The organism is Serratia myotis, from assembly GCF_027474885.1.
Taxonomy (GTDB): Bacteria; Pseudomonadota; Gammaproteobacteria; order Enterobacterales; family Enterobacteriaceae; genus Serratia; species Serratia proteamaculans.
This window is the reverse complement of record NZ_CP099707.1, coordinates 2,501,698-2,515,753: the sequence shown is the minus strand read 5'-3', so window position 1 is coordinate 2,515,753 and position 14,056 is coordinate 2,501,698. Positions and strand designations below refer to the sequence as shown.

The 14,056-nt window shown below is 56.7% G+C and carries 11 protein-coding genes; 6 read left to right on the top strand and 5 right to left on the bottom strand.

Features of this window, described 5'->3' with window-relative positions:
• Positions 1-461 precede the first annotated feature (461 nt).
• Positions 462-1,640, top strand: coding sequence for a mannose-6-phosphate isomerase (gene manA / locus NHG65_RS12060; protein ID WP_099062079.1), 1,179 nt, complete (start codon positions 462-464; stop codon positions 1,638-1,640).
• A 141-nt stretch (positions 1,641-1,781) separates the two neighbouring features.
• The gene (locus NHG65_RS12055) at positions 1,782-3,311 is read left to right on the top strand and encodes a YdgA family protein (protein WP_413476915.1); all 1,530 of its coding nucleotides are present in this window, start codon (positions 1,782-1,784) and stop codon (positions 3,309-3,311) included.
• 45 nt (positions 3,312-3,356) lie between these two features.
• Here the strand turns inward: NHG65_RS12055 and NHG65_RS12050 are convergent, their stop codons facing one another.
• The gene (locus NHG65_RS12050) at positions 3,357-4,514 is read right to left on the bottom strand and encodes a serine hydrolase domain-containing protein (RefSeq protein WP_499183380.1); all 1,158 of its coding nucleotides are present in this window, start codon (positions 4,512-4,514) and stop codon (positions 3,357-3,359) included.
• Positions 4,515-4,616: 102 nt separating this feature from the next.
• On the opposite strand from NHG65_RS12050, the gene NHG65_RS12045 reads away from it, so the two are divergent.
• Complete coding sequence (locus NHG65_RS12045) at positions 4,617-5,546, top strand: LysR family transcriptional regulator (RefSeq protein ID WP_499183379.1); 930 nt, start codon at positions 4,617-4,619, stop codon at positions 5,544-5,546.
• A gap of 9 nt (positions 5,547-5,555) precedes the next feature.
• Here the strand turns inward: NHG65_RS12045 and ampC are convergent, their stop codons facing one another.
• Positions 5,556-6,692: a class C beta-lactamase gene (gene ampC / locus NHG65_RS12040; RefSeq protein ID WP_261426722.1), complete on the bottom strand. Its 1,137-nt coding sequence runs from the start codon at positions 6,690-6,692 to the stop codon at positions 5,556-5,558.
• Positions 6,693-6,884: 192 nt separating this feature from the next.
• Here ampC and NHG65_RS12035 point away from each other — a divergent pair, with 192 nt between their 5' ends.
• Positions 6,885-7,772, top strand: a complete 888-nt coding sequence (locus tag NHG65_RS12035) for a LysR family transcriptional regulator (RefSeq protein ID WP_261417109.1) — start codon at positions 6,885-6,887, stop codon at positions 7,770-7,772.
• A gap of 8 nt (positions 7,773-7,780) precedes the next feature.
• On the opposite strand, the gene NHG65_RS12030 is transcribed toward NHG65_RS12035, so the two are convergent.
• Entirely contained in the window at positions 7,781-8,812 is a 1,032-nt protein-coding gene (locus NHG65_RS12030) for a Mal regulon transcriptional regulator MalI (protein WP_499183378.1), read from the bottom strand.
• Between the two features lie 225 nt (positions 8,813-9,037).
• Here NHG65_RS12030 and malX point away from each other — a divergent pair, with 225 nt between their 5' ends.
• Both malX and NHG65_RS12020 read left to right on the top strand, forming a co-directional pair.
• Complete coding sequence (gene malX, locus NHG65_RS12025) at positions 9,038-10,657, top strand: maltose/glucose-specific PTS transporter subunit IIBC (RefSeq protein ID WP_085116642.1); 1,620 nt, start codon at positions 9,038-9,040, stop codon at positions 10,655-10,657.
• Positions 10,650-11,831: a MalY/PatB family protein gene (locus NHG65_RS12020; protein ID WP_413476910.1), complete on the top strand. Its 1,182-nt coding sequence runs from the start codon at positions 10,650-10,652 to the stop codon at positions 11,829-11,831. The genes malX and NHG65_RS12020 overlap by 8 nt, the downstream gene beginning before the upstream one ends.
• Positions 11,832-11,871: 40 nt before the next feature.
• Here NHG65_RS12020 and NHG65_RS12015 read toward each other — a convergent pair whose 3' ends face one another.
• The gene (locus NHG65_RS12015; RefSeq protein WP_207977044.1) at positions 11,872-12,624 is read right to left on the bottom strand and encodes a FadR/GntR family transcriptional regulator; all 753 of its coding nucleotides are present in this window, start codon (positions 12,622-12,624) and stop codon (positions 11,872-11,874) included.
• 257 nt (positions 12,625-12,881) lie between these two features.
• Positions 12,882-14,054 carry a UxaA family hydrolase gene (locus NHG65_RS12010; RefSeq protein ID WP_099061868.1) on the bottom strand — a complete coding sequence of 391 codons (1,173 nt, stop codon included), beginning with the start codon at positions 14,052-14,054 and terminating at the stop codon, positions 12,882-12,884.
• Positions 14,055-14,056: the final 2 nt, after the last annotated feature.

Sequence of the window (14,056 nt, the reverse complement as noted above, 5' to 3'; positions counted from 1 at the left end):
GCCTCTAATTTAGCAAAATTTAATCAGTGAGTTTATTTGCCTGCACTGTATAGCGACGCTGCCCATTAAATTTAGCTAGTTGTGTGATTGCCAATACAAACCCAATAATTATGATGAGAGATATATTCTGCCGGTAATAATTCACTTCAAAAAACACAGTTTGAAATAGAAATTGAGGAAGCAGACTAAAATGCCAACGTCTGCATTTACGGCGAAAAATATATTTGCCCGCAAAAAGGAACGGTGTTTTTTTATCCAACCCCACCGCTTTGCCAACCGACGTCCGAATTGTGACCGGGGTGGCTATCACGCTATACTTTGCCGGCCTTGCGGAACGCTACTTGTTTGATCGCGCCCCGTTTTTACGCCAAGGTTCGCGTGTAGGATAAGCCGCACAAGGTTTTACTCACTGTCAGATACTGACCGTCGCCTCGACGGGAATGCAAAGGATGTTTATCAAGATGCAAAAAATGACCAACGCAGTGCAAAACTATGCATGGGGCAGTCACGACGCGTTAACCCAGCTGTATGGCATTGCTAACCCGCAAGGGCAGCCGATGGCCGAACTGTGGATGGGCGCTCATCCGAAAAGCAGCTCCCGCGTGGCCGGTGCCGACGGCACTTTGCGCTCGTTGCGCGATGTCATTGATGAAGATCAGCCTAAACAATTGGGTGCCGAAGTTGCCAGTCGCTTTGGTGAGTTGCCGTTCCTGTTCAAAGTGCTGTGTGCCGACCAGCCGCTGTCCATTCAGGTGCATCCAAGTAAATCCGCAGCCGAAACAGGCTTCGCCAAAGAAAATGCCGCCGGTATTCCGCTGGACGCCGCCGAGCGCAATTATAAAGATCCGAATCACAAACCGGAGCTGGTGTTCGCCCTGACGCCTTTCCTGGCGATGAACGGCTTCCGCGAACTGTCCGACATTGTTTCCCTGCTGCAGCCGATTGCCGGTGCCCATCATGATATCGCCGCATTCCTGCAACAGCCGGATATCAGCCACCTGTCGTCCCTGTTTGCCAGCCTGCTGGCGATGAGCGGTGAACAGAAATCGCTGGCGCTTGGGGTATTGAAAGCCGCGCTGAATAATCAACAGGGCGAAACCTGGGACACTATCCGCTTTATCGCCGGTTTCTACCCGGAAGACAGCGGCCTGTTCTCACCGCTGCTGCTGAACGTGGTACAGCTCAAGCCGGGCGAAGCGATGTTCCTGTATGCCGAAACCCCACATGCCTACCTGAAAGGCGTGGCGCTGGAAGTGATGGCCAACTCGGACAACGTGCTGCGCGCCGGCCTGACGCCAAAATTCATCGATATTCCAGAATTGCTGGCCAATCTGCAGTTCCGCCCGCAACCGGCATCCGGCCTGCTGACCCAGCCGCAAAAACGCGGTGACGAGCTGTTCTTCCCAATCCCGGTCGAAGATTTCGCCTTCTCACTGCATGACCTTTCCGCTGCTCCCCAGGCGCTGGCGCAAAACAGCGCGGCCATCGTGTTCTGCGTTGACGGTGAAGCGGTGCTAACCAAACAGGATCAGCAACTGGTGCTCAAGCCGGGTGAATCCTGCTTTATCGGCGCGTTCGAATCGCCGGTTAACGTCAGTGGCAGCGGTCGAATCGCTCGTGTTTATAACCTGTTGTCGTAAACACTCGGTAAATTTCCGCAAATTGGTTGCTGAAAGAGTGGCTTACCTTCACAATTAAACGCCTACGGGCGTTTTTTTATTGGCCCAAATTTGCCCATCCATCTGTTCGAGACAGATGGCTTAATAAGGATGAACAGAACTATGAAAAAATCGTTAGTCGCTGTTAGCGTCATTGTGGTTCTAGGCGCAGCATGGACCGGGGCTTCCTGGTACACCGGCAAACTGATCGAACAACGGATGGGTGAAGTGGTTGATAACGCCAACAGCCAGCTGAAAGTCTATCTGCCAAAAGCCGGGGTTAAGCTGGGTTATGAAAATTACCAGCGCGGTATTTTCAGCAGTAAAATTCGCTATGTGCTGCGCGCAGACGGCAGCGTCACCACCGACGAGGCTCCGCTGAAAGCCGGTGATGAAGTGGCGTTTATGGAAACCATCGACCACGGTCCCTTCCCGTTTGCCCAACTGAAAAAATTCAACCTGCTGCCAAGCATGGCGTCGGTGCATACCGAACTGGAAAACACCCCGGCGACCAAAGGCCTGTTTGATATCACCAAGGGCAAGTCGCTGTTCACCGCCGAGTCTCGTATTTCCTACAGTGGTGATACCTCATCTGCCATTGACGTGATCCCGCTGGAATACCAGAAGGACAAGTCAGCGCTGAAATTCAGCGGTGCGACCATCAATGCCGATGTCTCACGCGATATGAAAGCCATCACCCTGGACGCCAGCAGCGACAGCGCAGTGATCAGCGGCCCGAACCAGTTTGGTCAGACCGAGCAGGTTCAGTTGCTGGGCGCTACGCTGAAGAGCCAGACCCACGCCGGTCAGTTCGATCTCAGCCTGGGCAACCAGAATATGGAACTGAAGCAGGTCAAGGTTGCCGTTGACGGTAAAGATACCCTGACGCTGGACGGCTTTAAGCTGGCAAGCCAATTCGGTGAGAAAGACGCTAACCTGAACGGCCAGATCGATTACACCATGGACGCGCTGAAGATCCAGAACAGCGACTTCGGTTCCGGCAAGCTGTCGCTGAAAATCGACAAACTGGACGCCAAATCGCTGAAAGAGTTTGCTGACCGCTATAACCAGCAGGCAATGCAAATGCTGCAACAGGCGCAAACTATGGATCCTGTGGCCTACCAGCAACAAACCACCGATATCCTGCTGCAGAACCTGCCGCTGCTGTTGAAGGGCAACCCTAGCATCAGCGTTGCACCGCTGAGCTGGAAAAACAGCAAGGGTGAAAGTACCTTTACCCTGAATCTGGATCTGACCGATCCTGCGCAGGCCGGTTCCCCTGCCGAATCACCGGATCAGCTGATTGCCCGTTCAGTGAAAAAACTGGACGCCAATCTGAGCATTCCAGTGGCGATGGCGACCGAAACCACCTCGCAAACAGCTTTACTGCAGGGTTACAGCGCGGAAGAAGCACAGAAACTGGCCCAGCAGCAGGTGCAGGGTCTGGCCGCCATGGGGCAGATGTTCAAACTGACCACCTTGAAAGACGGAGTGATCGGCAGCAGCTTCCATTACGCTGACAATCAGGTTGATCTGAACGGCAACAAGATGTCGCTGCAAGAGTTCATCGGTACCTTTGGCCTGCTGGGTGCACCAGCAGCAGAAGGCGCACCGGCACAGGACGCCGTTCCTGCACCGGTACCAGCCCAGTAATTCTCAGCATCACAGCCTTGGGGCCCGCTTGATCGGGCCCCTGTTTTATTCCTGGTTCCCGTACACCGCATCGCGGATCTGCTGCGGATACAGCCCGCTCATACCTTCAAACGCCGTATTGGTCAGCGCCACCACGCTTAATGCCGCCTGCGGATCGTAAAACCAACTGTGTCCATACACACCCCCCCACTGCAGGGTGCCATTATGCTGTGGCGTCATCGCCAGTTGTGCATCCACCAGCACCGCGCCGCCAAAACCAAAGCCCCAGCCCGGCCCCTGGGTTTCAGCTTCAGCACCGACATGCGGCTGACGCATCAGCGCCACGCTGGCCGGTTGTAAAATCCCCTCTCCACCACCGCGCAAAGTCTCGACCAGATGCAGCACGTCATCAGCATCGCCGACCATGCTGGCTCCGCCAGAAGCATAAGCCAGCGGATCAAGCGCACGTGATGGCGACAATTCAATGTCAAAACCAAAACCTTCCGGCAGCGTCAGATGCATGCCGTCGTGGATCGGCTCCGGCCGGGCGGCGCTGTCGTGATAAGCCGTCGCCAGGTTGTCGGCATCCGCGGTGTAAAACCCGGTATTACTCAGCCCCAAGGGTTGCGCGACCCAGTGTTCGAACAACAGTGGCAACGGCTCGCCAGCCACCTGCTCCAGTACCGCCCCCAATACGTCGATCGCCAGCGAATAATTGAATTCGCTGCCGGGTGCCACCAACAGATCAGCCTGAGCCAACAGTCGCAAATTTTGCTCCAGCGTCAGTGGCGACAACGTCATACCGTCTTGAATGCCCAACTGCTGATATGGCCCGTCCGCCGGTTGATTAAAACGATAATCCAGCCCGGCGGTGTGGCTGAGCAAATGACGGATTTTAATCTCTGGCTGGCGGCCATCGGCCAGCGCAGGCGTGAACCAGGGCAGCCAACGGCTGACGGCATCATCCAGCCCCAGCTTTTGTTGTTCGACCATGCGCATCGCCGCCAGCGTGATGTAGGGCTTGGACACCGAAGACAGCCGGAACTGGGTTTCACGTCGCATCGGCCGCTGTAGTTCTCGGTCGGCGTAGCCGCTGGCTTCGGCGTAAATCACCTTACCCTGCCGCGCCACCAGCACCACGCTGCCGACGATGCGTTGTTCGGCAATCGCCTGACGGCTGGCCGCCTGTACTCGTTCTGCTAATGACTGATTCGGTATCGACATGATTTGATGCTCTCTGAGGGGGTATAAAATCAGTCTAAAGCGATTATTATAAAATTAAATACCCGGTTACTTAACAAATCATTAAGCAGGGGTTACTGATAGATGAGTTCACTATTGCAATTACTGCCGTTTTTCGAAGCCGTCGCCCGCTTGGGCAGCTTTACCCAGGCAGCTAATCAGTTGGGTGTTACCCCTCCGGCGGTGTCGCAAAACATTCAGGCGTTGGAAACCCGGCTTGGGGTACGGCTGTTCAACCGTACCAGCCGGTCGGTGCGGCTAAGCGATGAGGGGCGTCTTTTTTACCAACGGGTGGCGCCCGCCATGGGACAGATCGAGGTGGCCGCAGACGATGTACGCACCCTGCACGGTCGCCCTTCCGGCCTGCTGCGCATTACCCTGCCGCAGTTGGCCGCCTCACTGCTGGTGATGCCCTATCTGGCGGAGTTTCAGGCGCTCTACCCCGAGGTACAGCTTGAGCTGTTTACCGACGACCACTTTTCCGATCTGGTGTTGGACAGTTTCGATGCCGGTATTCGCATGCGAGCCATGCTACAGAAAGACATGATTGCGGTGCCGATCGACCGCGACCAGCGGCGGGTGATTATCGCCACTCCCGGCTATTTGGCGCAGCACGGCACGCCACTGACGCCGCAGGCGCTGAGCGACCACAACTGCCTGCGTTACCGTTTCCCCGGCAGCGGCAAGTTTGAGCCCTGGTATTTCAGGCAGGATGGCGGGCAGCTCACGCTGGAGGTGAGCGGCAGCCTGATATTTAACGAAGACCGGCTGATTAAAGACGCCGCTTTGATGGGATTGGGCATGACCCAACGTTTTGCCAACACGGTGCAACGTGAGCTAAGCAGCGGGCAACTGGTGGAAGTACTGGCGGAGTACAGCGGCGATTCCCCCGGTTTTTTCATCTACTTTCCGGCCAGTCGGCATATGCCGCTCAAACTGCGGGTTTTCATTGATTTTATGCGGGAAAAACGGTCGCAACAGCGCCGCACTCAGGACGCCAGTATGGCGCCCTGAGCTTCAGCGTTAAGGCTTATCCAACGCCTGCACGATCCGGTAACTGGCCGCGACCCGGTCGTCATTCGGGAACCACTTATTGGCCAGCATCACCACGGCAATTTTTTGCGACGGAATAAATACCGCGTAGGTGGAGAACCCGCCGGTTGAGCCGGTTTTATTGAACCAGGCGGCCGTCTGCTGCTGTAGCGGCGGCGTGATGGCGGTGGCCGGCGTGCCGTTCATGATCATTCCGGCGTTGTTGCCTTCCGTCAGCTTGGCCAATGCCACCGGATAAGCATAGCTTTCCCACATCAGATCCTGAGTAAAGACCCCCGCCTGGAAATAACCGGTATGGGTCGCGGCCAGTGCCTTGCGCCACTTATCCCCCACCTTGGCCACCTGCATGTTGGCTTCCAGGTAACGGATCAGATCCTGGGCATTGGACTTAATACCGTAGGCTTCTGCGTCCAGCGGGCCCGGAGTCACTCGCACCGGCTGGTCTTGCTTGTTGTAACCCTGGGCGTAATTTTCCATCTGCCCGGTCGGAACATTCACGTAGCTATGGTTCATGCCCAACCCTGGCAGCAACTGTGTTTCCATCGCCTGAGCAAAGGGTTGGTTCAGGCTTTTGGCGGTGATCATCCCCAGCATGCCAACCCCCAGGTTGGAGTAAACCCGGTAGCTGCCTACCGCATGCGTCGGCTGCCACTGCCGGTAATAGGCCATCAGTTGCGCGTCGTTGGTCACCTGGTCCGGAACAAACAACGGCAGACCAGAGGTATGCGTGGCCAGGTTCAGCAGGCTGACGTGGTCAAAGGCGCTGCCGCGCAGTTCCGGCAGGTAATGGCTGGCCGGCTCGGCAAAGGACAATTTGCCCTCATTCTGTGCATAGGCAGCCAATGTGGCAGTGAAGGTTTTGCTCAATGAACCAATTTCAAACAAGGTCTGGTTGGTGATCGGCTTGCCGGTCTGTTTGGACGCCACGCCATAGTGATAAAACTGCTGCTTGCCGTCCACCGACACGGCGATGGCCATGCCCGGTACGCCATATTTCTGCATCAGGGGTTGAATAATGGCGTCGATGTCGGCCTTATCGGCGGCATGGCCAGCCGGCAGGATCATTGCGGCCAGCAACGCGGCCGCCAAGCGATTTATTTTGGTCATGTGAAAGCTCTTGGGTTGCAGGGTATCGGCCGATGGTAAAAGATTTTATTGCCATTCGACACGAAGATATCCTTGGGTAACGGTGTTATTCCTTTTCTGACTGCGTTAATTCCGCAACAGCTGGGCTAAATATCGGGGTTTCGCCTGAGGTTGACAAGCGATAAGAATTTCAGCCAGCATAAAGAAAAACTTATGGCTAACTCTATGCGCAACCGACTGCCGCTTAATGCCCTGCGGGCGTTTGAATCCTCCGCTCGTCACCTGAACTTTACCCGCGCCGGACTGGAACTGAGCGTCACCCAGGCCGCGGTCAGCCAGCAGGTGCGCACACTCGAACAACAGTTGGGTATTCAGCTGTTCCGTCGCCTGCCGCGCGGGCTGGATCTGACCGAGGAAGGACAGGCGCTGCTGCCGATATTGACCGACGCTTTCGACCGCATTGAGTCGGTACTGCAACAGTTCGAAGGCGGGCATTTCCATGAGGTGTTGACGGTGGCGGTGGTCGGCACCTTTGCCGTCGGCTGGCTGATGCCCCGGCTGGCGGCGTTCAGAGAGTCACATCCGTTTATCGATCTGCGGGTGTTAACCAATAATAACCTGGTTAACCTGTCGGCCGACGGAATGGACTTCGCTATCCGCTTCGGTGAAGGCCGGTGGCCCGCGACCCACAACCTCAAACTGTTTGACGCCCCGCTGACGGTGCTGTGCCCACCGCAAGTGGCAGAGCAACTTCACACGCCACAGGATCTGCAACACCAACTGCTGATGCGCAGCTACCGCAAGGACGAGTGGGAACGCTGGTTTGCCGCAGCGCAGGTGACGCCGTGGCGGATTAACGGCCCGGTGTTCGACTCTTCCCGGCTGATGGTAGAAGGGGCGATCCACAGCGGTGGTGTGGCGCTGGCTCCGGCACGTATGTTTGCCCGCGAGCTGCGGGTAGGCCTGTTACAGCGCCCCTTCAGCACCGAAGCCGACCTTGGCGGCTACTGGCTGACCCACCTGAAATCACGCGATATGACGCCGGCGATGAAAGTGTTTGTCAGCTGGATCCAGCAACAGGTCGAGGATGAACAACAATGAGATTGAGATCAGGCCGAGCCACGTTTGATTAACAATGGCGGCAGAATCACGTTTTGCGGTGGTAACTCAGCGTCGGCGATCCGCTGTAGCAAGCGTGAGGCGGCGCTGCGCCCCACTTCTCGCGCCGAGCTGGAAACCAGCGTCAGCGGCGGTTCGGTCAGTTCGGCCTCAGGCACATCGCCAAAACCAATCAGCGCCACCTGCTGACCGTAGTAGGTGTCGACGCCTTCTGAACCGATACTGCGCCCGCTGCGCACGATGCCAAAGTAGGCGCCCAACGCCACCGACGCCTTATGGCAGACCAGTGCGCTGATGTTCGGGTGTAGGCGCAACAGGTTTTCCGCTGCTTCTGCCGCCGCCCGCTGATGACAGTCACACTCGACAATCCAGTCGGAGCGGAAAGGCAGGCCATACTGCACCAGCGTGGCACAAAAGCCTCCCAGCCGTTCGGCTCGGGTTAAAGAACTGCTTTGCCCGCCCAGATAGGCGATTTGGCTGTGGCCGCGCTTGATCAGGAATTCGGTGGCCATCTTGGCGGCCTGCATATTGTCCGGCCGCACCACATCGACCCCTTCCAGGCCATTCGAGCGTGCAGCGCACACCAGTGGCACACCCTGCTCTGCGGCCTTCTCCTTCAGGCCCTCGGCCGAGCGTATGCCACCCGCCAGCACCATGCCGTCAACCCCATGCTCCAGCAGCGTATCAAAACAGCGCATCAGCCCCTTGCCGTCGCGACCGCTTTGGGTCAGGAACAACACTTTGCCGTGCGCCTCCAATACCTCGCTCAGCCCGGCGGTCATTTCCGCATAAAACGGCTCGCAGATATCACGCAGGATCAGGCCAATCACGCCCGACGCCCCACCGCGCAGCGTCGCCGCCTGACGGTTGCGTACGTAGCCCAGGCGTTCAATGGCGTGGTTCACCCGCGCCACGGTGGTGGGTGAAATACGCCCTTTGCCGCTCAGCACCAGCGAAACGGTGGTGACCGAAACACCGGCCTGCTGCGCGACATCGGTAATGGTGATCTTTTTGATGGTCATGACCTCTGCGAGCCCGATCCTGGGCATTCTGCATCTTGCAGCAAATGGTATACCGAATCTGTTTGGTCAGTAAAACGTTTTACTGGTCTCGTCATTGTCACCGCAAAGTGCGCGTCGGAATTGTGATTAGTGGCGCATTTTTAGTAGGTAAAACGTTTTATCTTATTTTTACCTAACAGGGGTACACACCACTTTCGCATGTTTTTCCGCCAGGAGCCGCCGGTTATGCCAGCACCTAAAAAACAAAAAATCACGCTCTGGGAGTTTTTCCAGAGCCTGGGCAAAACATTTATGCTGCCCGTCGCCTTGCTGTCGTTCTGCGGCATCATGCTGGGTATCGGCAGTTCACTGAGCAGCCGGGATGTCATCACCCTGCTGCCGTTTATCGGCCACCCTGCCTTCCAGTTGCTGTTCACCTGGATGAGCAAGATCGGCTCCTTTGCCTTTAGCTTCCTGCCGGTGATGTTCGCCATTGCCATTCCGCTGGGTATGGCGCGTGAAAACAAGGGCGTCGCCGCGTTCTCCGGCTTTGTCGGCTTTGCGGTACTGAACCTGGCCACCAACTTCTACCTGACCACCACCGGCATTTTACCCACCACCGATCCGCTGGTGCTGAAAGCCAACAACATCCAAAATATCCTCGGTATTCAATCGATTGATACCGGTATTCTGGGTGCGGTGATCGTCGGTATCATCGTTTATAAATTGCACGAGCGTTTCCACACCATCCGTCTGCCGGATGCGCTGGCGTTCTTCGGCGGCACCCGCTTTGTACCGATCGTCACCACCGTGATACTGGGTTTGTGTGGCCTGGTGATCCCATTGATTTGGCCCTGGTTTGCCGCCGGTATTACCGGGCTGGGCTGGGTGATCAACAGCGCTGGTGCCTTTGGGCCGATGCTGTTCGGTACTGGCGAACGCCTGCTGTTACCCTTCGGCTTGCAGCATATTCTGGTGGCGCTGATCCGCTTTACCGAGGCGGGCGGCACGCTGGACGTCTGCGGCCATACCGTGAGCGGTGCGTTGACCATCTTCCAGGCGCAGCTTTCCTGCCCAACCACCACCGGCTTTGCCGAAAGCGCCACCCGCTTCCTGTCACAGGGCAAGATGCCGGCCTTCCTGGGTGGTCTGCCGGGCGCGGCGTTAGCCATGTATCACTGTGCCAAGCCGGAAAACCGCCACAAGATTAAAGGCCTGCTGATCTCCGGTGTAGTGGCCTGCGTGGTCGGCGGCACCACCGAACCGATCGAGTTCCTGTTCCTGTTTGTCGCACCGTTCCTGTATCTCATTCACGCGGTCCTCACCGGGTTGGGCTTCACCGTGATGGCGCTGCTGGGCGTGACTATCGGCAACACCGACGGCAATATCATCGACTTCGTGGTATTCGGTATTCTGCACGGTACCGCCACCAAGTGGTATCTGGTACCGATCGTCGCCGGCATCTGGTTCGCCGCCTACTACGCCATTTTCCGCTTCTCCATTCAGCGCTTTAATATCAAAACGCCGGGCCGCGAAAGCGAAACCACCGCCAGCCAGAGCGCACCCGTTGGCCCGGTCGGCAAATCCGGCTATAACGTTCCGGCCATTCTGGCGGCGCTGGGCGGCAGTGAGAATATTGTTTCGTTGGATAACTGCATCACCCGTCTGCGCCTGTCGGTCGACGACATGAGCAAGGTGGATGACGCGGCGCTGAAGGCAAATCGCGCCATTGGCGTGGTACACCTCAATGAGCACAATCTGCAGGTGGTGATCGGCCCGCAGGTGCAATCGGTGAAAGATGAATTAGACTCACTGATAGCGGCAGCGCTTCCTGCTGCGGCCCTGCAGGGAGCGTCAAATGTTTGATTTTTCCACCCCGGTCGATCGGCACGGTACCTGGTGCACGCAATGGGATTACATCGCTGACCGTTTTGGTCACGATGACCTGCTGCCGTTCACCATTTCCGATATGGATTTCGCCACCGCACCCTGCATTCTCGAGGCGCTGCAACAGCGCCTGCAGCATGGTGTGCTGGGCTACAGCCGCTGGCAGCACGAGGACTTTCTCGGCGCGGTGCGCCACTGGTATCAGCAGCGTTTCAATACCCCCATCGACACCCATATGGCGGTCTATGGCCCGTCGGTGATTTACATGGTGGCGCAATTGATTCGCCTGTGGTCGGCACCGGGTGAATACGTCGTGACCCACACCCCGGCCTATGACGCTTTTTATAAGGTGATCCTCGGTAATCAACGCCAACTGCTGGCCTGTCCACTGCACAAGGACGGCAACGACTGGCAGTGCGATATGGCCCACCTGGAGGCGTTACTGGCGCGGCCGCAAACCAAAATTCTGCTGCTGTGCAGCCCGCACAACCCGACCGGCAAGGTATGGCGTGCGGAAGAATTGCAGCAAATGGCCGAGCTGTGCGAACGCCACGACGTGCGGGTGATCAGCGATGAGATCCATATGGATATGGTCTGGGGTGAACAACGTCATACGCCCTGGAGCCAGGTTGCCACCACGCCCTGGGCACTGCTGACCTCAGGTTCCAAAACCTTCAATATCCCGGCGTTGACCGGGGCCTACGGGTTTATCAGCGATGATGCCGCGCGTGAGGCCTACACTCAGCAACTTAAGGCCCGCGACGGGTTGTCTTCTCCGGCAGTACTGGCGGTTGTCGCGCATATTGCCGCTTATCGCCACGGCGAGCCCTGGCTGGACGCACTGCGCGACTACCTGCAGGACAACCTGACCTACGTTGCCGAGCGGTTGAATCAGGCGTTCCCGATACTGAATTGGCAACCGCCGCAGGCCACTTACCTGGCCTGGATCGATCTGCGCCCGCTGGGCATTGACGACCGTCAGTTACAACAGGTGCTGATCGAGCGGGAGAAGGTTGCCATCATGCCGGGCTTCACCTACGGCGAAGAAGGCCGTGGCTTCCTGCGGCTGAACGTCGGCTGCCCGCGCAGCAAGGTTGAGGCCGGTATGGACAAGTTGATTAACGGACTGAAAGCCGTCTCAGAGGAAAGATAAGATCGTGGCTCCTCGCTGACAGATGGAGGAGCCGGTATTATTAAGGGATTGCCGGTTGTGAAGCGGACAGCGTCGAATACAGGAAGGTCAGGTGTTCACAGGCCAGTGCCTGAGCCCGTTCCGCATCACCGTCGATGATCGCCTGCAGAAGCTGTTGGTGATGTCGATCGGTCTCATCCCAGTTCTGCTTATCGCGGCGGATCGTATCGGCCGCATCCAGCACCGAATCCTGCAACACCGAGTAAAAACCACTCATCACGCTCAACATCGCCTGGTTATGGGCTGCCTCAATAATGCCCAGATGGAATTTTGCATCCGCCCTCGCGGCCTCCTGCAGCGTTCCTTGCGTATAAGCCCAGGCCAGTTCCTGATAAAGCTGGCGCAAATGTTGATGCTCCTGTGGCGTACTGCGCTTGGCGGCATAGAACGCGGCGGCCCCCTCCAGCAAACGACGAAACTCCAGGATATCCAGCCGTACCTGAGGATTGGAAATCAGCAGGTTGCTCAGGGGGGAAGCGAAGGCATCTTCAAACATGTCGGCCACCTGCAGACCATTGCCCTGCCCGCCGGTCAACAACCCTTCGGCCTGCAGCTTGGTCAGCGCTTCACGGATAGGTGGACGGGAAACCCCCAGTTGATCTTCCAGCTCGCGCTGAACCGGCAGCCATTCACCCGGCTTGATCCGGCCGCTGACGATAGCCTCCTTGAGCGCTTCATAAACCAGCATGGCTAACGTGGCGCCTCGTTGCCGGTCGCTACGTTGGATCGGGGTAAATAACTGTGCTGACATCATGTCGCTCCTGTTTTATCTATTTAATTATCATACATCACGGCAGGAGCCACAAGCACGGGGCCATTAAGCGGAAGGTGGGGTTAACGACTGGCAACCAGAATAAAATAATAATTGATTAACAGTAATGTAAAAATTGGCGTCATATACAAATGTAATTTTAACATGAGCCATCCAGCGTCAAAGTTTGGGCCTGATGATTAAAAAACCCCCACGCCGAACGGATATAGCGTGGGGAGAACCTGAATGGCAGGCAGGGATTAAATTTTAGGCCCGTAAGTATGTATATCCATGGTGCGGTTGTAGTTGATGGCTTCCGATTTGGTTAGCTCACCAGACAATACCCGCATGAATGCCGTCAGGGTTTCTTCTGTCACCTGCTCAATCGACTTGTTGCCCAGAATGATCTGCCCGGCGTCAATATCCATATCGTGAGAAAGCTGCTGATAAGTGCGCGGGTTGCCGCAAATTTTCAGCACCGGGACAATTGGGAAGCCCTGTGGCGCACCGCGGCCAGTAGAAAACACGATGCCCTGCGCACCGCCGGCAGCAATACCGGTCAGGATTTCCGGCTCAAACCCCGGTGAGTCTTTAATCCACAGCCCCTTGCCCGGGACCACATCGGCGTAATCCAACACCCCTTCAATAGTGCGCGAGCCCGACTTATTGATCGCACCCAAGGATTTTTCCTCAATGGTGGATAACCCCCCGGCAATGTTGCCCGGCGTCGGCTGACCGTTACGCATGTCTACCCCAACCGCCATCGCCCTTTTCTCCATGGCATCAACGATTTTATAGATGCGTTGCCCCACTTCTGGCGTACGGCCACGGCGGGCAAGAATATGCTCGGCTCCCATAAATTCGGTCGTTTCACCAAACAACACCGTGCCGCAGGCATCCACGATGCTGTCTGACATCTGGCCGATGACCATGTTGGACGACAGTCCGGAGGTGGTGTCTGAGGAACCGCATTTGATGCCCATCACCAAATCTTCCAGGCCAGCCTCACTACGCTGCTGGGCCGAAATGGCAATCGCCATCTTCTGCACCAGATCAATACCCTGCTGGATGGCGCGACTGGTGCCCCCCAATTCCTGCATCACGATTTTTTCTACCGGGCGACCGGTAGAGGCTATCTGCGCCACGATCTCATCGGCGTTAGAGCCTTCACAACCGAGGCTGATCACCAGTGCTGCACCGACGTTGGGATGGGAGCCCAGACGGCCCAGAGTTTCGGTCACCAGGCTCAGATCGGGCATCAATTGACAGCAGCCGCAGTGGTGCAACAAGGCTTTCGACATCTGGGTGTTATACACAATGGCTTGAGCAATTTCGGTGACGCAGACGGTCGCAGGAATAATTGCTACGATATTACGTGAACCTACCTGGCCATTTTCCCGGCGATAACCAAACCATTTAAATGAATTATTCATTA

Excerpts from the sequence above, each read along its gene's own strand:
- manA (WP_099062079.1), top strand. The coding sequence starts at position 462 with ATGCAAAAAATGACCAACGCAGTGCAAAACTATGCATGGGGCAGTCAC.
- NHG65_RS12055 (WP_413476915.1), top strand. The coding sequence starts at position 1,782 with ATGAAAAAATCGTTAGTCGCTGTTAGCGTCATTGTGGTTCTAGGCGCA.
- NHG65_RS12050 (WP_499183380.1), bottom strand. The coding sequence starts at position 4,514 with ATGTCGATACCGAATCAGTCATTAGCAGAACGAGTACAGGCGGCCAGC.
- NHG65_RS12045 (WP_499183379.1), top strand. The coding sequence starts at position 4,617 with ATGAGTTCACTATTGCAATTACTGCCGTTTTTCGAAGCCGTCGCCCGC.
- ampC (WP_261426722.1), bottom strand. The coding sequence starts at position 6,692 with ATGACCAAAATAAATCGCTTGGCGGCCGCGTTGCTGGCCGCAATGATC.
- NHG65_RS12035 (WP_261417109.1), top strand. The coding sequence starts at position 6,885 with ATGGCTAACTCTATGCGCAACCGACTGCCGCTTAATGCCCTGCGGGCG.
- NHG65_RS12030 (WP_499183378.1), bottom strand. The coding sequence starts at position 8,812 with ATGACCATCAAAAAGATCACCATTACCGATGTCGCGCAGCAGGCCGGT.
- malX (WP_085116642.1), top strand. The coding sequence starts at position 9,038 with ATGCCAGCACCTAAAAAACAAAAAATCACGCTCTGGGAGTTTTTCCAG.
- NHG65_RS12020 (WP_413476910.1), top strand. The coding sequence starts at position 10,650 with ATGTTTGATTTTTCCACCCCGGTCGATCGGCACGGTACCTGGTGCACG.
- NHG65_RS12015 (WP_207977044.1), bottom strand. The coding sequence starts at position 12,624 with ATGATGTCAGCACAGTTATTTACCCCGATCCAACGTAGCGACCGGCAA.
- NHG65_RS12010 (WP_099061868.1), bottom strand. The coding sequence starts at position 14,054 with ATGAATAATTCATTTAAATGGTTTGGTTATCGCCGGGAAAATGGCCAG.